The following is a 19,101-nucleotide window of genomic DNA, read 5'->3' as shown; positions in this document are numbered from 1 at the left end:
TGCCTATAGGTGACTGCTTTTTTGGTGTATATTGTCTTTAGACGGAAATCTAGCTATTAAATAAAAAAAAACAAAATAAAACAAAAAATAGTTTGTTTTTTTATCTAATTAAAAGGTTTTTTTATGAAAAACACATAGAATCCACATTGGAATTTTATAATTTGAAAGAATAATAAGATTGCTCGTACTTTTTGAGATGAAGAAAAATTCACATAGAGTAAGGGTGAACCATAATTATACTAGGAAGATGAATAAATAAACAATCGTTTTGGAGGCTGGTTATATTTTGATTTATTTAGCTAATATCATTACCATATGCAACTTTATCTGCGGGGTGTTATCTATCTATTCCTTGCTATTAAATAATACATTTTCAGCGATGATGTTTATCTGCTTTGGCATGTTTTTTGACCTGTTTGATGGCAGGGTTGCGCGAAAGTTTAATACCGTATCTGAGTTCGGGAAAGAGCTTGATTCTCTTTCTGATTTAGTAACATTTAGTATTGCACCCGCCATGCTGGCATATAGTATTTCTTTAAGTCAGCTTTCCCTCGTTGGTTTGGTTTGTGCACTTGCATTCAGCATTTGCGGACTGCTGAGATTAGCCCGTTTTAACGTAGAACAAAGCAATCTGGCAGTATTTATTGGATTGCCAGCACCGGCTGCTGCTATGTGCTTGTTAGTACTTATGACATTACATAGCCCAGTTATTTTGTGCATCGGCATATGCATCCTGGCATTTCTAATGGTCAGTCATATTAAAATTCCAAATTTCAAGAAACAAGACAATGAAAAAATGGAAATTCACGGATGGAAGTAGCTAACGAGTTAATCGGTCAATATGGTTATTTTGCTGTTTTCCTATTGCTCAGTTTGGGAATAGTGGGGTTGCCAATTCCTGATGAAGCACTGATGACGTTAATAGGATACTTTACGCATATAGGCACTCTTAATTATCAGCTTGCTATTTTAATCAGCTTTAGCGGGACTTTTCTAGGCATGATGATTAGTTATATGATTGGTAAAAAAGCTGGAAGACCTCTGATAGATAGGTTTGGAAAATGGATTGGGCTAAAGGAGAAAAGATTTTTAAAAGTTGAATCATGGATAAAGAAGTTTGGACCGTATTCCCTGTTGATCGCTTATTTTATTCCAGGAGTACGCCATCTCACATTTTACTGTTGCGGGATTGCACATATGAGGCTAAGAATATATTTGATGTATGGCGGAATTGGGGCCTTGATGTGGTGTTTTGTTTTTATTACAATTGGCAAATTGTTAAATATAATGGGAGTTTGAGAGGAATGCAGAATCATACAGAGGGCATAATTCAGCTCTCTATTGTTGTTTCATAAATTGGGAAAAATGGTTGAATTATGAAACTTATTATATACATAGTCGTAAGTATTATAAGCTGTTAAAGAAGGAGGCTTTATATGGGCGGGGATTTGTTTTTTCAAGAAGATTTAATCTTTCAAATCGGTCCTATTATTATTGCAATAATTTTTATTATTGTAATCAGCGGCTTCTTTTATTCCATTTTTAAAGGAATTGGTCAGTGGCGCAAAAATGAGCAATCACAACAGCTTAGTGTGACAGCTGTTGTGAAATAAAAACGAACAGATGTTAGCGGAATTTCAAATGCTAATTATCAAGAAGAAAGCAACTTTTCATCAAGCACTTATACATTTTATTATATTACCTTCGAATTTGTAAGCGGTGATCGTTCAGAGTTTCATGTTTCTGGTAAAGAGTATGGTCTGCTTTCTGAAAATCATATTGGAGTATTGAGCTTTCAAGGCAGTCGTTACTTAGGATTTCAAAGGCAGATGGGAATTACTAATAATTAAGATTTTATCCTTTGTGAAGATGTTACCCATTAAATACTCAGCAAATATTAATATTTTTACTATAATTCACAATAAAAAGATGAAAAAATCTGCTTGGATAGTGAAACTTTATGCTAAGAAATTTCGTTTATATTAATACAAACAGTATGTTTATTTAAGAGCTTTTAAAAATGTTGAAGATTGGTACAAAAGGGGCTTTTAATGTAAGATTATGTAATTAGATTGGTGTTTGGAACCATTACAATGGGAGTTTCAACAGGATGTCTTTTACTATTTAACAAACAATGGTTACAAGAGCCCAATTTAGAAAGAAATCTGTTTTTATTACTAATAGGTTTTGTTGGCGGTTGGGGTGGCTGGTATGTATTAAAAATCATTAAATATAAAAAAATTTAGTAGCTGAAATTTGTTAAATACTCTCATAAACTTCAGATAATATACTTCCGTTACCTCTACTAATTGTATATACATAAAGTGAATTTTTCAGCTATGCTAAGTCATGCTACTGCTATTCTCCTCTCTTTTTTATATTCTTTTATGAAAATATTCTTCCTTTAATAAGTTTGAGTGAAATTAATAGCAGTTTGCTAAAAAATTAGATTCAACATTGCTAGGAGAGTTCAAATGAAGAAATTCTTATTGATCACAGGCGTAACGGTATTAGCAGGGTTATTAGCATTCATTATTTATAATGTTAATTTTAAGGATAAAAATTTCACTGCAATAACTAACATGGAAAATGCGGAGATAACTTCATTAGAAGTCAAAAAAATGAGCCGGAATAGTGATGAAGAACTGTTAGTGACCGTAACTAATCATGAAGAAATTAAAAAAATAATGGCTGATTTTAGAAATTCTAAATGGGTTAGAGAACCACAGAGTTTTACCGCAGAAGAATACTATAGTGTTGCTATGAAGAAGGATAAAAATTCCTTAGGTGAAATACTGATAATTGGGAATGAATCATTTCTAGTATCTACACATAAAAATCCTAGCTATAGTAATTCAAAATATTTCATTTTTAAAAATGAAAATTTAGAGATTGATAATTTATTTAGAGAAAATAGTTAACATAACGCTACTCTAGAGAGCAGCCCTTGAAAAAATTCGTAAAGGTCTTATATACTAAGGACTTTATAAAGGATACTCCTAAAAAAGAAGCGTATTATAGGAAATTTAGTATGGAGTTGATATTGCCTAAATATGGATGTATAGGGACTATAGTTCTATTATTCCAAATAGTGTAAGTTAATTAATCTTTTAATATAGTTTTTATGTTAAATTAAGAGATGTTTGTTAAGGAAAAAAATGTGAAATAAAAATGCGTTAAAATGAAACGTTAAGGAATAGATGGGAGGAATGTAATTAATTTGTTTGGATGAAGCTTTCAAAAGAATATAAATCTAAAAATACAATACTGTATGAACCAGCATGGTGTTTATAATAAAGAATTAGGTGTTTGTTTTTACTTCTATCTTTTAATATAAAAAGAAGGTCAAACAATTGCTTTATTAGAGTTGTTTGGCCTTTTTGTGCTTATTCGTACAAAAAACTCTCAATATATTAATTTACATAATGTTAAAGTAGAAAGTGAAGGACAGGAAGATGAAAAGAATAGGGATTATCGTTTTTTGTATGTTGTCAATATTAATTTTGTTAGTTGTTACGGAAAAAAATAGAACTTTATCAAGTGACTCTACGCCCCAACAAATGGCTGAAGACAATGAAATAGATAAACACGAAGAAGTACAAACAGATGAAAACAAAGACAGTGAAAAACCAGCTGAAACGCAAGACGTTGAGAAAGAAACGGAAACGAAAGAAGCTGAAAAAACAATCGAAGAAAAACCTGATGAAAAACCAGTAGAAACGAAAGACGCTGAAAAAGCAACAGAAGAAAAGGCTGATGAAAAATCAGTGGAAACAAAAGACGCTGAAAAAGCAACAGAAGAAAAGGCTGAAGAAAAACCAGAAGAAACAAAAGACGCTGAAAAAACAACAGAAACAAAAGACACCGAAAAACCAGAGGAAACAAAAGATACTGAAAAAGCAACAGAAGTTAAGGCGAATGAAAAAGTAGTTTATTTAACCTTCGATGATGGTCCGACTTCTTCTACTTTTGAGATTTTAGATACCCTTGACAAGTATAATGTAAAAGCAACATTCTTTATGTTAGAACCTGCTATGAAGACTTATCCGAAAGCGGTTAGTCGAACGGTTAAGGACGGACATGGAGTTGGTTTACATGGCGTTACCCATGATGTAAATAAATTTTATCAATCAGCAGAGTCAGCTTTAAATGAAATGCAAGTAGCTCAAAAAACATTACAGGACATCTCAGGTGTTAAAACAAACTTAATCCGCACGCCGTATGGAAGCATTCCTTATTTAACAAATTCTTTTAGAGACGTTTTAAAAGAGAATAAATTTGTCATCTGGGATTGGAATGTGGACAGCAGTGATTGGAGCGTTTCCAATAAAAAATATGTACAAAATATAATTGAACAACTAAAACAATTAGATCCGTCTAAGCATTCACCAATAATATTAATGCATGACAGAAGTGGCACAGCTTCTGAACTTCCTACTCTATTAAACTATTTAAAGGATAATAACTATCAAGCAGAAATCATAGATGAAAAACTTGAACCGTATAGTTTTGAATGCCATGACCGTTGTTATCCAATCACTCAAGCTCAATAAGAATAACTAGTAAACTTTCTGTAAGAGATTGAGAAGTAAGAATAAGAAAAGCGGTGTAGCATGCTATTAAATAATTATATGAATACAAACTTCCCGGCTTTAGAACTGAGACCGCCCTTGTTTTATAGCTGGGATATCGGCATTCGTTTTGAACTTGGGGTTAATTGGGAAAGGGAATATGACTATCCAGATAACCCGTATATACTTGGGTGCTATCATAGGGCGATTTCCTTGTTTGAAGCATTACATTCCCCTGAGGAAGATATTTATGTAGTGATGGATATAAGTGATTTTCATAAGGGGAGAAATATTAGACGAAATCTAGGGAACTTTTCGTCCTATGTTGAAAAATCCTTATTGTACAGGCTGAGCCATGAAATCAAAGCTTATGTTTTTCCTGAAGATGACGAAGCAGGAATATACAAAACACATAGATTTACTCTAAAATGTAAAGCAGCAGATCTCAACTATATTCCGCTGTTAAAAGCAATTTGTAATCAAGATTTGGCACTAAAACCAAGTATTTATCATAGAGTCTATTTTATTAATATTGATAGAAAAACAATCTTTCATGTTTACGATGATAGAGGCTGTGATTTATTAGCTGAATCACCAGAGAATATAAGAAGTATTTATAAAACTTTTAATGATTGGATATTAGATTACGATCGGAATTTGATTGACAAGGTTTTTAAATAAATTGTAAGGGTGGTTCAATACTATTGAATCGCCCTTATTTTTTAATTTTTCTAGAGTGGCAGGATAATCAGATGGAGTGGTATAATTTGGAATAAAAGGAACGGTTAGCTACAATTGAAGCATAGAATAAGGAGGTAATACTAATGATAAATAGAATCATTCAACATTTTAGACTAGATGTATTATCAATAAGTGAGGTTGAAGATTCATACAGTTCCACAGTCTATATATGTAATTTGCAAAATGGTGAAAATGTATATGTGAAAATTCCTTATTCAAAATTAAAGTATCACCGAGAATTGGAAGCATATAACCTTTTAAAGGGGAATGTCTCCATTCCTGAAATGTTGGACTATTGGTCAGGCGATGAGGAGTGCTGCGGTGCTTTTTTATTATCAGCATTGAAGGGGAGACCGCTAACAACTGCTGCTTCACATTCAGTGGCATTCCAAGTTGGAGAAGTTCATGCAACCATGCATACAATCAAAGCAAACTCTGGCGAAAAGTTGAATACGATCCAAAATGCGTTTCCCAACTGGTCTGTATTCATAGAAGACCAGTTTTATAGCTTTGCAGAAGATGTAAAAGACATCTTACCAACCACCTTATATAAACAAGCACTCGAAAAGTTTGCGGAAATGAAACTTCAACTCCCCACACCTGATGGACCTAGCTTTATCCACATGGATTTTCGTCCAGCAAATATATTAGTTGATGATGATAAAGTTGCTGGAGTGATAGATTTTGAAAGTGTTCGGTTTGGTTCCACAGAAATTGATTTCACTAAATTGTACCGTGATTTCCTGAGTATTGATTCTGCTTTGTATAAGGCTTATCGAGAAGGCTATGAGAGTATCAGACCCTTAATTGATTTAGACAGTGTATTGCCTTTTTATCAATTTACTGATGCGTTTAATAGTATTGGCTGGTGTAAACGTCGTGGAGTGGAAGAGAATGCTGTGTTTATGGAGGAAAATTTGGGGAGATTACAAGCCTTTTTGAGATAAAAAAACAGCTGGAATTTATGGAAGGAGGGGATTTTTAAATCAATTTCTTCTCTGGATTAATAAAAGATTGGAACTATTCTTATACTTAATATAAATTAAAGACTATAAAGTTGGCTGATCCCTTTTTATGGTGAAAGTAAATTAAGAAACACATACATAAGGAGTTTAATGTGAAGAAAATAGTGTTATTATTAGCGATTACTATAATAGTAATTTTTGCGGGGAGTTTAGTATATATACAATTGACAGATGAAACTTATAAAGGTATGTCAATTATCCCTGAACAACATGAAGATATACCTTTATTTAAGGGTTTAGAACCTACAAGAGTAAATTATGTTAGGAATGGGGACCACTTGAATGAAGTCTATGAGTATTATGTTAATAAACTGCCTGAACTAGGGTGGAAGAGTGAGTATATTAAATCAGAATTTGATGATGAAAATCCAGGCTTTTATTCAAGATGGACAAAGCAAGGTTTTGAAGGTGAATTAACGATTCTAGGATCATATAATACATTTGAGAAGCAAACGGAAGTAAGTTTTGATCAACAGAAATAACGTGCGTACTGAAGAAGGAAACTAATTAATAGTTTAAGAAAAAAATTAGAGAACCGTAAAACTATTGGGAGTGATAAAACAGTGACTAATAAAGAAATTTTTGATTCTTACAGTATTCCATTCAGATTAATAGAACAGCAAGAAACAGCGGATAATTTAGTTATTATCTTACCAGGGGCGGGCTATACTACACAGGCTCCGTTGTTACACTTTACAACAAGCTTGTTTTACACTAAAGGGTTTGATGTATTACATATTAATTATTCATTCAGTAAGCAAGAGTTATCTTACTTAAGTGAAAAGTATTTTACAATAGAAATACAACGTACAATCGACAAAGCCATTGAGAACAAGAAATACAAAAATATTTTTGTAGTGGCAAAATCGATAGGAACGATAGCTCTGAGTTATTTGCTTCATAATAAAATGTTGAAAGATGCAAAAACTATATGGTTAACTCCATTATTGCAAAGAGATGATGTATTTAAAGCAATGGTCACTAGTGAAAATAAAGGACTGTGTATTATTGGTGATAAAGACAGTTGTTTCATTGCGGAACGATTTGAAAAATTGAAAAACAATCGACAACTGACTTTCCATCTGGTAGAAGGAGGAAATCACAGTTTAGAGCTGGATGGACTTCCTATAGAATCTGTTGAAATTTTGAAAGGTGTACTTATGGAAATAAGTAATTTTGAAATATAGAATATTAAGCTGATTTGCACCTAAAAACGGATTGCCCATAAACTAAAATGAGGTGATTCAAATGTCATTAAGAAACCAGAATCAATTGGACCAAGAAGCACATCAACAACAATATTTCCGGCCTTCCTGCTTACCAGCATTAAATTTAAGATTTAATTTTGAGTTCTTTGACCAATTTGGGGAGAACTACTATAACCAGATACAATTACCCGCAGAGTTGACTAATACTCCTGAAGATACTGTTGTTAATTATTTTAGCATTTTGCGTGAGGCAGAAAATCTATATGTCAGAAGCTGTGGATCAGTTGGAAATGCAAAGACGCCATATCCAATTGCCTACAATTTGTTTAGTAATGCATTACGAGATAAAGTTCATTATGAGGATTTCATTAACTCATTTGCAGGGATAGGACATATTAGTCTTATTAAGCTTTGCAGGCTACCAGGTGAAGAAGAATTACGTTTTTTTTATGAACTAGAAACAATCCATGGTTTTAAAGAAACAGCTGCTGAATTTTTTGGTTACTCATATGGATTTATGGAGCTTAGTTTTGAAGGAAATGGCTACCGTATAAACGATATTCAGCAGTTCAGTGAAGATTTTTTATGTGCTCCATATCATCTTTGGCAACATAATGCCGAATCCGTTGTAGATGTAAAGTATGGTGATTGGTGTAAATTAATTAAGAAAAGATATCCAACAGTAAAGCAGGGATATGTTAAAAATATTTATGTTCTTGGTACTGACGGGGCTTATTATTGTTTTCTATTTTTTACTTTAACTAATGGTACAGACGTAGAAATCGCGCAATTTCGGAAAATGAACGATGGTAAATGGAAACTTCTGAAGATGAATCCGGACGAATGTATTACAGAATAAAGTCTAAATTAGCAATAGGTCAGTATAACATAGAGCTTTCCTTAAATGGGAAAGCTATTTTATTCGAGGAGTAGTAAGTCCGAAAGAATGTAGAGCGTCCTTATAATGTCAACAGTCTATCAATATACCTCTAAGTGAAACCAAACAGTTAAAGAAACGTATATAAATATAACAAGATAGTATATGTCAACATCACAGGATTTTTAATATTAACAACAGCTTTAGAATAATCTGTTTTAGAGCAGTGATATAGAAGGAGTAATAATATTATGGGGATTTATAACGCTATATTAAAGAAGGTTAATGAACAGAGTGAATTTATTAAAGTTAGTATTTATGTAATGATAGGATTCTCAATCATTTTAGTTGGATATGGAGTAGGCCGGATGATTGGTATGGTAGCTTTTTAGGCTGGATTTAGCACATTTAATCGATTTTTCCTTACTATACATAATTACATTTGGTTTTTCAATATAGGGCTAGTATTTTGTTTGATGAGGTTAGTACCATCTGGAGGATATTTAATGAAGCAAAAAGTAATATTTATACCTTTTTTATTTTTATTTCTATTAGTTGGTTTTCTTTATTTCTATATTAATAATGATTACGTTATTGATGCTAATAGCCAATCAATAGAGTCCAGTTTAACTGAATGGGAGAATAGAGGGGAGGAAGAAAAAGTTAAGGTTAAAGTCTTAGATGTAGTCACATTGGGAAATTCAAATACTTCTGTTGTGCTTTTTGAACTAGATAATAAATATACTGGTTACGCACAATTAAATAAAGGATGGAATGGAAAATATAAAATAAAAATGTCAGGGTATGGTACCAGTAAAGTATCATATGTAGATATAAAAACAAATAGCGGAGTTTATGGCATAATTTATGGGGAAAATCCTAATAAAAAAATTGCTCAAATTACTGCAGCTTTATTGAATGAAAATTATAGTTTAACTTTTACTGTTTCAGAGGAGGAAACTTTTTTGAAGTATGACAAAATTCCAGATGATTTAACTCAGACCTTTCCTGCAGAAACAACTTGTTTTGATGCAAATCATCATGTTATTAGGGGAATTTAAATGTTTTTTTGCTGTAGATAGAATTTTAACTAACAAAAACGAGCTTAACTTAATTTTTTCAAAAACAAAAAAAGTACCTGTAGAAAAAGGTACAATGAATAACAAATTTAAGTTAACTTGCTGGGATTCACAATCTTTATAGAAATAACTTCTCCACAGTTTAAACAGTATGTATAGATTTTCTCAGAACCAATTGCCATCTTTTTGTTTAATGGTCTAAGGTTAATATAGTCACTTCCTTGAGAAAAAGAAGTTCCCCCACACTCTGAGCATTTTTTACCTTCCATATTAAAACTCACCTCCGTTTAATTGTTAGTATTTAATACGTTTTCAATAATATAAAGTTTCATGATTTTATTTAATAAGTTTAATATTATTTTCCTAAGATTGGAGTCTTTATATTATCAATTTTTGTATAATGGTCTATAATAATCTAAGATATTTAAGTTAACTAATGAGGAGTTATTATGGATCTAGTTACAGGTAAAGTCTTATTAATATCATTATTTTTATTGTTAGTAACAATGATTGAAACATTAGCATATTCTACTAGAATTTCAGGTGCAAGGGTAAAGTTAATCGCAACAGCTTTATCTTTATTTAGTACATTGCTTATTGTTTCTAGGTTTTCTACGATGTTTCAACAACCTTTAACAGCAAAGCTTATTGCAGAAGCACCAAGTATTAATCCAATGCATTACATTGAAGAGCAATATAGAGTTTTGATAGGAGTTACATCTTTTGGTGTATTGTTAGGAATATTTTTATTTCCTACATTCATTAATATTTTCTCGAGAGCCATCATTCAACTTTCTCAACAAAGTGGTTCTGTTGTAGCTTTATTTATAAAAAATTTTAATAAAAATGGTTTTAAAAAGGTGGTAATGTGTTTTCGTCTTCCGAGGTTTACATATTTAAAAGGGATTACTCTTAAGACTATTCCTAAACGACTTTTTATCATTAATGTAGTTATTTCTGCAGTGTTTACGATTGGTGTTTTGTCGTCTATTTATGCTTCAATGCTCGTACCTGAAACGTATGCTCCGGCTGCTTTAATGTCTTCTGGCATCATAAATGGAATAGCGACCATATTGCTAACTTTATTTATAGACCCAAAAGCATCTGTTCTAGCAGATAAAGTCATGAAGAAACAGGTTGATTACATTTATCTAAAAAGCTACTCTCTCACAATGATAGGTTCCAAGTTTGTTGGTACGATTGTTGCACAACTAATATTTATACCAGCTGCATATTATGTAGCATGGTTTGTTAAGTTAATTTGATTTAACTAATACGAAGGCGCCATATGGCGGCTTTTTGTCATTATAGGGGAGGTGTAATATGAATGAAGAAGATTGTATTGATTGGTTCTGGTGGATCTGGTAAATCAACTATGGCCAGGCAATTAGGGGAAAAGTTAAATTTGAGGGTATATCATCTTGATGTATTATTCTGGAAGCCTAATTGGGTTGGCGTCCCGAAAAATGAACAAATAAATATTCAAGTTGAATTAGTGAAAGAAGAAAGCTGGATTATCGATGGGAACTATGGCGGTACAATGGATATAAGGCTGAATGCAGCAGATACAATCATTTTTCTTGATATTTCTAGATGGACTTGTATGTTTAGAATGATTAAAAGGATACTAAAATATCATCATAAAACTAGGCCAGATATGGGAGAAGGCTGTGAAGAAAGATTTTCTTTTGCATTTTTTAAGTGGATTTGGAAGTATCCTCATACGAAAAGACCTGTTATATTGAAAAGTCTAGAGGTTTTATCTAAACATAAGAAAGTGGTTATACTTAATACTCCAAAACAGGTTCGTTTATTTTTAGAAAGACTTTGATACTAAGTAATTCCATTTGCATTAGAGGTTATTCTAGATAAGAAAATAAGATGTAATAAAAGCATGTATTCAAAAATTAAACATGCTTTTATAGTCCATCCAATCATAATAAATATGTTTAGGCACAGAACGGAATAATTACCATAAGTAGCTGACAAACAGTTTAAATAAGGTATCATTGTTCAAAAGTCATAATGTCATTAATCCACATCAAAATGCTCTTCAATAAACGCTTTTTCTTCCTCTGTTGATAATACACCTGTCGCTTCACCGACTGAACCGCCTTGCAGCCTCCAAATAGCGTTATGATCTTTATCTGCTTGTGAAAAGTCTCCATTTGACCAGCGGTTAAGTATTTCTAAATACAGAGATTTGTGTTCATAATTACCGCTGTTAACAACTTTAATCAGTCTCTTGATTCGCTCTTGAGTCAGCGGCAAAAATCCCCACTTTTCATCTGCTTCAATTTTTTGATGTGACATTTTATGTATTGCTATTTGCACTTCGCCTTCACCAATATTTAGCGGGAACTCTTCCTCAACTGGTTTAGCATTAGTTTCCTCAATTTCAATAAATGTTTTTGTGTTTGAATCCGATTCAGCTGTGGCTGTTACTTCGCTAACTTTGACATCAGCTTTAGAAAATTGTAAATACGCAGAGTATCCTGCTGTTCCAGCAATAAGGATAGAACAAATTATAATTAATGTATTTTTTCTCCAAAATTTTTTCTTCACAAACATACTCCCTTCTTTATTAAGAACGTATCAATATATTATAAATTAACAATTAAAAAAATTCTGTAAAAAATAATATATATCTATTTATTCTTATACATAATTTTAGAGATTTTTCCAGTTTTTTAGAAAGTACAATAAAAGACCGTATGTTCTTATGTTAATATATAGTAAAAGTGAGGGGATACGCCTATGAAAAATGAAAAAGAAAAATTATTAATAAACTGCGATATAAATTTGAAAACATTGTTAGAAATAATTGAGTCATTGCCTAGCAGAAAAAGGACTCAATCTATTGAAACTCAAGAAAGAGATAAGAATTTTCGTGATGTATTAATGCATCTTTATGAGTGGCAAGCAATGCTTGAAAGATGGCACAGAGAAGGTATGGATGGGGACATTCCTTGTATGCCGGCACCAGGATTTAAATGGAGTAATCTGAAAGAGTTAAATATGCAAATTTGGGCTAACTATCAAGATGTAACATTAAATCAAGCGATAAAAAAATTAAAGCTAAGCCATGGAAGGGTCACGAATCTTATTAAATTACATACTAATGAAGAAATCATGACAAAAAAATACTATAAGTGGACAAAAACAACAAACTTATACAGCTATTTCACAGCAAACACTGCTAGTCATTATAGCTGGGCTATAAAAAAATGTGAGGTTATCGCTAATTCTATTACGAATGATAGTAGAGTTATAGATTAAGTATTATAAACAAAATGCAGATTAGTTCTCCAAGAGCGTTTAGATATTTAGACAGATTAAAAAGTGAAGGTGAATGTTTTGCAATGGAGTAAGTTGAAAACTACATTGGAAGGTTTTCTAAGTGATAAGCTAAAAGGAAGAATTCAAATACATGCAGCGGTTTATCGGAAATATCATGATAGTCCAAGTAGGGTATGGATTACTTTGGACAAACATGAAATATTAACAGCATCTGATGTTACATATGCAGTTAAACATGAGAAGCTATATCAACAGATTAAGGATGAAAAAGTACTAAAGGAAATCCCCTATAACCAAGATTGGAATGTAATGCTTAACTCCCTCGAACGAAGAGAATTATTAATAGCTTCAGATGCTGCTGAAGAGATTATGATAACGCAAAGCATTTTTCAAAGTTACCATCTTTATGCAGCACTAATCAATTACAATTCTCTAACTATTGAGCAAGCTATAAACTCAGAAAATATTATTATTCAGGCTTTTTCTATGTTAGATAGAAGGTTAGGTAAAAGAAGGTTAAAAAAATTAAATCTATCTCGGGATACTCATCCCATAATTACCAAGTTCTATTCTATTAGGTGTGGTGTGGAAGGGATAAAAATCTCGAAGTGAGTTTTTTGAAATGGTAGGATTCTGGAAGAGCGATGCTATAATATAAGCAACAGAAGAATAATGATAGGGAGAGAAAAATGTTTTTATACTACTTGATGCTTAGCCTCGGAGTGCTGTTTGTAATAGCAGCAGTTATTTCCTTTATTGTAATTTATCGTGGTAAGGATTATTCATTATTAAAAATAATAAAAAATGGTGGAGTTTTATTGATAGGTGTTTTAATGCTAGTGATTACTCTTCCAAGCGTGAAATATGTTGTACTCAAGGAATATGATGTTGTCACTGGAAAATGTGTTATTGAAATAGATACAGCTGGTCGCTCTTCATCAGCAGAATTTAACATGCTCAACAAAGATGAATGGTTTTCCTTTAGGAATATTCCTGAACTAGATGCTTATGGAAAATCAATCCCTTACTATTGTGAAGTGACAGTTACAAAAGATCATATGGTTGAAATTAGTTACAAAATTTATGATGAAAAAACTAGAAAGTTAATAATATCAGGCAGTTAAATTTTAATCATTACTAACAAAGGGTCCTTATTTACTTAATAGAAAAACTAAAAATCTAGATGCTTTGTAAACATGGTAAAGGGAAGCGTTGCAGATTAGAATGGAATGATTATTAACCCCGAGAAAAAAGACAAAAACGCCAACATCCATTGGCGTCTTTATCAGTTATTATGCCTTATCTAATACAAGCTCCAACTGTACAGTAAGGTCATTCTCTGTGTCTAAGGCTACTGAATGTGGGTTTTCCATTCCGAAATCAGCGAATGTCACAACAGTAGTTCCTGATAACAGAAGCTGCCCGTTTTGGTACATTGCTTCTGATTCAAATTGCACATCCTTTTCGATGCCTTTAATAGTGATTGTTCCATCTATCGTTACGGGTACAACAGTTCCTTCTGTCCAACTTGTTGGTAATTCTGAAAAGGTGCTTGTCGCAAATGTTGCTTCTGGAAATTCGGTAACATTTAAATACTCAGCGCCTTCTTTGACATGATCATCTCTTTGGGAATTCCCTGAATCCAATGCATTCATATCGACAATTCCTTCACCAGACATTGCTGTTGGGTCATTTATATCCACTGTCCAATTGCCTGTTACCTCTTCATTGACAAAGTTAACTGTTTCTTGTGATGTTGTAACAGACCAATATACACTTGAAGCGTCAGCAATTTGCCAATCACCGTTTAAATCTTCTGCAGAAACAGGTGTTGCATCAGAATCTGCACTTGCTTCAGATGTACTAGATTCCTCATTTTGATCTAACACAGAGTTTATCTCCACATTATTTCCCATAAAGCTGTTAAGTAATGTGTAGCCTCCGATTCCTAGTATAAGAACAGCAACTGCTGCTATTGAAATAATATATTTTTTCTTCATTTATATTCTCCTTTTATTATAGATATTTAAATTTAGATGGACATATTAATTACTCCCAAAAGACTTCGCATTACATATTTAATCAATTAATGATCCTTTGTCCGTACTGGAAGTAAAAGTAACAGCAGCTCCTCCTTTTCTTTCTGTTCTGTGCTAAGACTATCTTATAAACCGAACCTTAAATGAATCTTAAATGGAAGAATCAATGAATTAATTTTAAATTTGACTTTGAAAAGTGTTATGATTATCCTCATGAAATATGGTTTTAGACTTTTATTAAACTAGGTAAGGGGAAGTATAATGAGAATCTTAATCGTCGAGGATGAAGTGGGTCTTGCTGAAGCATTAGCGCAAATTCTGAGTAAAAACAATTATTATGTGGACATGGTGCATGATGGAGAAACAGGGCTGGATTTTATCCTCACCGGCATTTATGATTTAATACTGCTTGATATTATGCTGCCTGAACTAGACGGAATAACAGTTTTGAGAACAATTCGAGATAGGGGAATCGCAACTCCTGTTGTAATGCTGTCTGCAAAAGGAGAAGTTCCAGATAAAGTTTCAGGACTTGATAATGGTGCAGATGATTACATCGCAAAACCGTTTGCTACTGATGAACTGCTGGCAAGAATAAGAGCGGCACTAAGACGCAATAATGAAGTAGTTCCAGAAGATTCCTTGAAATTTGGTGATCTGGAGTTAAATATGTCTACCCTTATGTTAATGTGCAAAAGCAAAGATTTGAAATTAATTTTAAAAGAGGGCAAGTTATTAGAGCTGCTTTTAATTAGAAAAAATACGGTCACATCGAAAGAGCAAATCATTGAAAAATTATGGGGGCTTGATTCAGATGTTGAACATAATAATGTGGAAGTATATATTTCTTTTTTACGAAAAAAACTAGCTTTTTTAAATTCAATCGTCCAAATAAAAACAATAAGAGGGGTAGGGTATATTTTGGAGGTGGCATCAGATGTTCACAAAATTACGTAATCGCTTCTTAATTGCCAACATGGCTACCATCATCATTATTATGCTAGCAGCATTTATCTCTATCTACATTATTACTTGTCAAAAAGTAAATAGTGATATAAACATTAATCTAGAAATGGTATCTGATTATTATCACAAAAAAAGCAAAATCAGCAAGGATGACAAATCACCACCTTCTCAAGGTGAACAAACCGGCTTTTCAAAGGATGAACTTTTACCATGCTTTGAGCTGAGGACAGATGACAAGTGGAATATACTATCTTCACAATCTAAATTAGACCTAGATAATGCATTCTATGAAAGAGTTATAGAGGAGATATCAACAAGTGACTCTTCTAAAGGACGCTTAAAGCTAAATGATACTAATTGGGCATATATGGTGGAAGAAAATCAGTCAGGCTATTATGTTTATGCGCTTGATGTTACGGCCGAGTTAAAAGTCGTCGATAATTTAATTTATACCTTTATTCTTGTAGGTATTATTATGCTAATTATCGTGTTTATAGTTAATAGGTTTTTGGCTAACCGTTATATCGCGCCAGTCAAGGAAGCGTTTAATAAGCAGAAGCAATTTATTTCTGATGCTTCTCATGAATTAAAAACACCGCTATCTGTCATTCATACCAATACAGATGTACTATTAAGCAACCAGGAAGATTTAATTGCGAATCAATTAAAATGGATTCATCACATTAAAACAGAAACAGAAAGAATGAAGTTGCTTACCAATGACCTGCTTTACCTGGCAGAAATGGATGACAAACGCTCTGACTTAGTTTTTGCTCCTTTCAATATAAGCAAAGTAGTCGAAAGTGTCATTCTGACAATGGAAGGTGTTATCTATGAAAAGGAAGTCAATCTTGAGTATCATATCGAACCTGAGTTAAACACTTTTGGTAATGTGGAGCAAATGAAGCAACTAGTGATGATTTTAATAGATAATGCTATTAAGTACACAAATCTTCAAGGCTTAATTACAGTAGATCTAAGAAAGCGTCATAATGAAATATTACTAGAGGTAACAAATACGGGAGAGGGGATTACATCAGAGCATTTAGAAAAAATATTCGACAGATTCTATCGTAATGACCCTTCCCGTTCGCGGAAAAATGGTGGAAACGGCCTTGGTTTAGCTATTGCTAAATCGATTGTAGAGAAACATAAAGGGAAGATAACAGTGAAAAGTACTCCAGGTGGTATTACTACTTTTACGGTGCGATTGAGTTAAAAAAGGAGGAGCAAAAATAATTGCTCCTCCTTTTCCATTTGAATTTCACCGAGTCAACAATCCCTTCTTCGACGATTGCTTCCACAGCAAAAATAGAAAATATGGTGCCCCAATTAAGGCAGTGACAATCCCTGCTGGAATTTCAATTGGAGGGATTATTCCTCTCCCGATACAATCAGCAAAAAGCAGCATTATTGCTCCAATTAATGTGGTTGTTGGAATAAGATAATGATGAACTGTGCCAACTAGCTTTCTGGCAATATGGGGACTGATTAGTCCGACAAAGCCAATCATTCCTGCTGCAGCAACACTTGCACCAGTCAATAGGACGGATAATCCCATTAAAATTGCAGTGGCCGTTTCTGTTTTGATACCTAGACCGATTGCCGATTCTTTTCCTAGGATGAAAATATCGAGAGTTTTTGCTAGAAAAAGAGTAACAGTTATTAAGATAACTGCCCATGGCAGGAGGTCAATTACCGATTGCCATGTACGTCCAAATAAGCTGCCGTTCAGCCAAAGCAAGGATGTCTGCAGGTTTGTATTCATCTTTAAAATAAAGAGCTCTACACATGAACCGCAAAATGCACTAACAGAAACACCGACTAACGCCAATCGGGCAGGTTCGGTACCGGTGCGTTGATAGGTTAGTAAATAAACAGCTGCCGCAGCAATAGTGCCGCCGATAAAAGCGGCGATACCTGTCAGGGAGGGAGACGCTGCCGGAAACAGCAGGGAAAACCCGATTGCTCCAATGCTTGCTCCGCCTGTTATACCTAATGTATCTGGTGCAGCCAATGGATTTCGTAATATTGATTGAGCTATTACACCAGCAACAGCTAAGCATCCGCCAACGAGTAAGGCTAAGACAATTCGGGGCAGTCTGTAAAAAACTATAATGTATGTTTCGTTGTATTCTCCTAATCCGATCAAGGAAGAGATGACTCGAAGTGGTGGAATGGGCACTGCTCCCAGACCAATATTAATAACAGCCAGGGTTAGGAGGACTACACACAACCCCATCATAATAAAAAGCGGATGTCGTTTATAGTTCACATAACTCAACTCTTCTCTTTCATTTTTTTAGTGCGTGACAGGTAGACAAAATAGACGGAACCTAATAAGGCGGTTAAAATTCCTACCGGTGTCTCAGCAGGGAACATGATAAACCGGGAAAGGATGTCTGCAACAACTAATAAACAGCCGCCATATAAAGCACTTAATGGAAGCACCCATTTATAATCTTGTCCGGCCAAGTAGCGGACAATATGGGGGATGATTAAGCCGACAAAGCCAATCGGTCCGACAATGGATACGGTTGCGCCGGCGAGCAGTATGACTAGTATGCTTACATAAAGCTTGATCGCCACAAGTCTTTGCCCTAAATTAATGGCGACTTCTTCTCCTAACAGCAATATGGACAAGGAGCGATGGGAGCAAAAGGCAAAAAAATAAACAAGCAAACTAAGCGGCAGCAGAAGATAGACATCGTCCCAAGTGGATCCTGCTGTCATACCAGCCAGCCAAATAAGAATTGTTTTGATGGATTCTTCATTAAATATTAAGATTGATTGAGTTGCAGACGAAAAAAACGCTTGAATAGCAATGCCAACGAGTGAAATGCTTACAGCGATATTTCCTCCTCGAAATACCACACTCATGATAAAAATAAGCAATGCGGCGACAGTAGCACCGATAAATCCTGTAATGATGAGCCAATAGCCGGTAATCGCCGGAAAGAATACTAAGCAAGATACTACCGTTAAAGAGGCCCCAGCATTAATGCCAAGTACACTCGGTGAAGCAAGAGGATTGCGCATTAACGCTTGAATCAATGCCCCAGCAACAGCTAGATTTGCTCCAGTAATCATAGTAATAAGTAATCTTGGCATTCTAACATCCTGGAGAATGATTGCAGACTCTGATTCTGAGTTTGAAAACAAATCGGTTATTATTTGGGTGGATGAAAAGGAAAATGCACCAATTTTTAAAGAAAAAAAGCTGGATATTAGCAGAATTACTAGTCCTGCTGCAAACACGAATGATAGATTAAACCGGGAAGCTATGGAATTTCAC

At 33.7% G+C, this 19,101-nt stretch carries 24 protein-coding genes and 1 pseudogene; 20 read left to right on the top strand and 5 right to left on the bottom strand.

Going from position 1 to position 19,101, the window contains the following annotated elements; all coding sequences use genetic code 11:
- Positions 1 to 286: 286 nt before the first annotated feature.
- The 13 genes and pseudogenes from pssA to ACLIJJ_RS14590 all read left to right on the top strand — a co-directional run bounded on the left by pssA (position 287) and on the right by ACLIJJ_RS14590 (position 9,483).
- Positions 287 to 820: a CDP-diacylglycerol--serine O-phosphatidyltransferase gene (gene pssA / locus ACLIJJ_RS14650; RefSeq protein WP_237942919.1), complete on the top strand. Its 534-nt coding sequence runs from the start codon at positions 287 to 289 to the stop codon at positions 818 to 820.
- On the top strand, positions 811 to 1,299 hold the full coding sequence (locus ACLIJJ_RS14645) for a DedA family protein (protein WP_233315068.1): 489 nt from the start codon (positions 811 to 813) through the stop codon (positions 1,297 to 1,299). The genes pssA and ACLIJJ_RS14645 overlap by 10 nt, the downstream gene beginning before the upstream one ends.
- A gap of 137 nt (positions 1,300 to 1,436) precedes the next feature.
- Positions 1,437 to 1,613, top strand: coding sequence for a DUF2500 domain-containing protein (locus tag ACLIJJ_RS14640; RefSeq protein ID WP_233315069.1), 177 nt, complete (start codon positions 1,437 to 1,439; stop codon positions 1,611 to 1,613).
- A 15-nt stretch (positions 1,614 to 1,628) separates the two neighbouring features.
- Positions 1,629 to 1,850 (top strand): annotated as a pseudogene (locus tag ACLIJJ_RS14635) (DUF2500 domain-containing protein); the annotation flags it as partial.
- Positions 1,851 to 2,474: 624 nt separating this feature from the next.
- On the top strand, positions 2,475 to 2,921 hold the full coding sequence (locus tag ACLIJJ_RS14630; protein WP_411411161.1) for a hypothetical protein: 447 nt from the start codon (positions 2,475 to 2,477) through the stop codon (positions 2,919 to 2,921).
- A 534-nt stretch (positions 2,922 to 3,455) separates the two neighbouring features.
- Positions 3,456 to 4,553 carry a polysaccharide deacetylase family protein gene (locus ACLIJJ_RS14625; protein ID WP_251647552.1) on the top strand — a complete coding sequence of 366 codons (1,098 nt, stop codon included), beginning with the start codon at positions 3,456 to 3,458 and terminating at the stop codon, positions 4,551 to 4,553.
- A 78-nt stretch (positions 4,554 to 4,631) separates the two neighbouring features.
- Complete coding sequence (locus ACLIJJ_RS14620; protein ID WP_237942909.1) at positions 4,632 to 5,252, top strand: DUF3885 domain-containing protein; 621 nt, start codon at positions 4,632 to 4,634, stop codon at positions 5,250 to 5,252.
- Between the two features lie 143 nt (positions 5,253 to 5,395).
- Positions 5,396 to 6,259, top strand: a complete 864-nt coding sequence (locus ACLIJJ_RS14615) for an aminoglycoside phosphotransferase family protein (RefSeq protein WP_237942907.1) — start codon at positions 5,396 to 5,398, stop codon at positions 6,257 to 6,259.
- Between the two features lie 170 nt (positions 6,260 to 6,429).
- Positions 6,430 to 6,819 carry a hypothetical protein gene (locus tag ACLIJJ_RS14610; protein WP_237942905.1) on the top strand — a complete coding sequence of 130 codons (390 nt, stop codon included), beginning with the start codon at positions 6,430 to 6,432 and terminating at the stop codon, positions 6,817 to 6,819.
- An 81-nt stretch (positions 6,820 to 6,900) separates the two neighbouring features.
- A complete protein-coding gene (locus ACLIJJ_RS14605; protein ID WP_237942903.1) occupies positions 6,901 to 7,524 on the top strand; it encodes an alpha/beta hydrolase in 624 nt (207 codons plus the stop codon).
- A 61-nt stretch (positions 7,525 to 7,585) separates the two neighbouring features.
- Positions 7,586 to 8,404 (top strand): hypothetical protein, encoded by an 819-nt coding sequence (locus ACLIJJ_RS14600; protein ID WP_411411160.1) that lies wholly within the window; start codon positions 7,586 to 7,588, stop codon positions 8,402 to 8,404.
- Positions 8,405 to 8,673: 269 nt separating this feature from the next.
- On the top strand, positions 8,674 to 8,814 hold the full coding sequence (locus ACLIJJ_RS14595) for a hypothetical protein (RefSeq protein ID WP_233315078.1): 141 nt from the start codon (positions 8,674 to 8,676) through the stop codon (positions 8,812 to 8,814).
- Between the two features lie 114 nt (positions 8,815 to 8,928).
- Complete coding sequence (locus ACLIJJ_RS14590) at positions 8,929 to 9,483, top strand: hypothetical protein (RefSeq protein WP_411411159.1); 555 nt, start codon at positions 8,929 to 8,931, stop codon at positions 9,481 to 9,483.
- 107 nt (positions 9,484 to 9,590) lie between these two features.
- Here ACLIJJ_RS14590 and ACLIJJ_RS14585 read toward each other — a convergent pair whose 3' ends face one another.
- Positions 9,591 to 9,770 carry a hypothetical protein gene (locus ACLIJJ_RS14585; protein ID WP_233315080.1) on the bottom strand — a complete coding sequence of 60 codons (180 nt, stop codon included), beginning with the start codon at positions 9,768 to 9,770 and terminating at the stop codon, positions 9,591 to 9,593.
- 180 nt (positions 9,771 to 9,950) lie between these two features.
- On the opposite strand from ACLIJJ_RS14585, the gene ACLIJJ_RS14580 reads away from it, so the two are divergent.
- Together ACLIJJ_RS14580 and ACLIJJ_RS14575 are read left to right on the top strand one after the other, a co-directional pair.
- Complete coding sequence (locus ACLIJJ_RS14580) at positions 9,951 to 10,766, top strand: lipid II flippase Amj family protein (RefSeq protein ID WP_233315081.1); 816 nt, start codon at positions 9,951 to 9,953, stop codon at positions 10,764 to 10,766.
- A gap of 62 nt (positions 10,767 to 10,828) precedes the next feature.
- Complete coding sequence (locus tag ACLIJJ_RS14575; protein WP_237942899.1) at positions 10,829 to 11,332, top strand: DNA topology modulation protein; 504 nt, start codon at positions 10,829 to 10,831, stop codon at positions 11,330 to 11,332.
- A gap of 200 nt (positions 11,333 to 11,532) precedes the next feature.
- On the opposite strand, the gene ACLIJJ_RS14570 is transcribed toward ACLIJJ_RS14575, so the two are convergent.
- Positions 11,533 to 12,066, bottom strand: a complete 534-nt coding sequence (locus ACLIJJ_RS14570) for a DUF6241 domain-containing protein (RefSeq protein WP_411411158.1) — start codon at positions 12,064 to 12,066, stop codon at positions 11,533 to 11,535.
- 192 nt (positions 12,067 to 12,258) lie between these two features.
- Here ACLIJJ_RS14570 and ACLIJJ_RS14565 point away from each other — a divergent pair, with 192 nt between their 5' ends.
- The 3 genes from ACLIJJ_RS14565 (at position 12,259) to ACLIJJ_RS14555 (ending at position 13,925) form a co-directional block, all read left to right on the top strand.
- Complete coding sequence (locus ACLIJJ_RS14565) at positions 12,259 to 12,780, top strand: ClbS/DfsB family four-helix bundle protein (protein ID WP_233315084.1); 522 nt, start codon at positions 12,259 to 12,261, stop codon at positions 12,778 to 12,780.
- 78 nt (positions 12,781 to 12,858) lie between these two features.
- Positions 12,859 to 13,413 (top strand): SF0329 family protein, encoded by a 555-nt coding sequence (locus ACLIJJ_RS14560; RefSeq protein ID WP_341081218.1) that lies wholly within the window; start codon positions 12,859 to 12,861, stop codon positions 13,411 to 13,413.
- Positions 13,414 to 13,490: 77 nt separating this feature from the next.
- Positions 13,491 to 13,925, top strand: coding sequence for a hypothetical protein (locus tag ACLIJJ_RS14555; protein WP_233315086.1), 435 nt, complete (start codon positions 13,491 to 13,493; stop codon positions 13,923 to 13,925).
- Between the two features lie 168 nt (positions 13,926 to 14,093).
- Here the strand turns inward: ACLIJJ_RS14555 and ACLIJJ_RS14550 are convergent, their stop codons facing one another.
- Complete coding sequence (locus ACLIJJ_RS14550) at positions 14,094 to 14,801, bottom strand: YceI family protein (protein WP_251647537.1); 708 nt, start codon at positions 14,799 to 14,801, stop codon at positions 14,094 to 14,096.
- 300 nt (positions 14,802 to 15,101) lie between these two features.
- Between ACLIJJ_RS14550 and ACLIJJ_RS14545 the strand changes: the two genes are divergently transcribed.
- Both ACLIJJ_RS14545 and ACLIJJ_RS14540 read left to right on the top strand, forming a co-directional pair.
- On the top strand, positions 15,102 to 15,797 hold the full coding sequence (locus ACLIJJ_RS14545) for a response regulator transcription factor (protein WP_233315088.1): 696 nt from the start codon (positions 15,102 to 15,104) through the stop codon (positions 15,795 to 15,797).
- Complete coding sequence (locus ACLIJJ_RS14540; protein ID WP_237942893.1) at positions 15,778 to 17,025, top strand: sensor histidine kinase; 1,248 nt, start codon at positions 15,778 to 15,780, stop codon at positions 17,023 to 17,025. Before ACLIJJ_RS14545 ends, ACLIJJ_RS14540 begins: the two co-directional genes overlap by 20 nt.
- A 45-nt stretch (positions 17,026 to 17,070) precedes the next feature.
- On the opposite strand, the gene ACLIJJ_RS14535 is transcribed toward ACLIJJ_RS14540, so the two are convergent.
- Both ACLIJJ_RS14535 and ACLIJJ_RS14530 read right to left on the bottom strand, forming a co-directional pair.
- The gene (locus ACLIJJ_RS14535) at positions 17,071 to 18,081 is read right to left on the bottom strand and encodes a FecCD family ABC transporter permease (RefSeq protein WP_237942891.1); all 1,011 of its coding nucleotides are present in this window, start codon (positions 18,079 to 18,081) and stop codon (positions 17,071 to 17,073) included.
- A 5-nt stretch (positions 18,082 to 18,086) separates the two neighbouring features.
- Positions 18,087 to 19,064 (bottom strand): FecCD family ABC transporter permease, encoded by a 978-nt coding sequence (locus ACLIJJ_RS14530; protein WP_233315091.1) that lies wholly within the window; start codon positions 19,062 to 19,064, stop codon positions 18,087 to 18,089.
- Between the last annotated feature and the right edge of the window lie 37 nt (positions 19,065 to 19,101).

Origin of the sequence: Niallia laureatilytica (assembly GCF_046613985.1) — a bacterium.
Taxonomy (GTDB): domain Bacteria; phylum Bacillota; class Bacilli; order Bacillales; family Cytobacillaceae; genus Niallia.
Note: the sequence above shows the minus strand (reverse complement) of the source record. Positions and strands in the feature narration are given on the sequence as shown.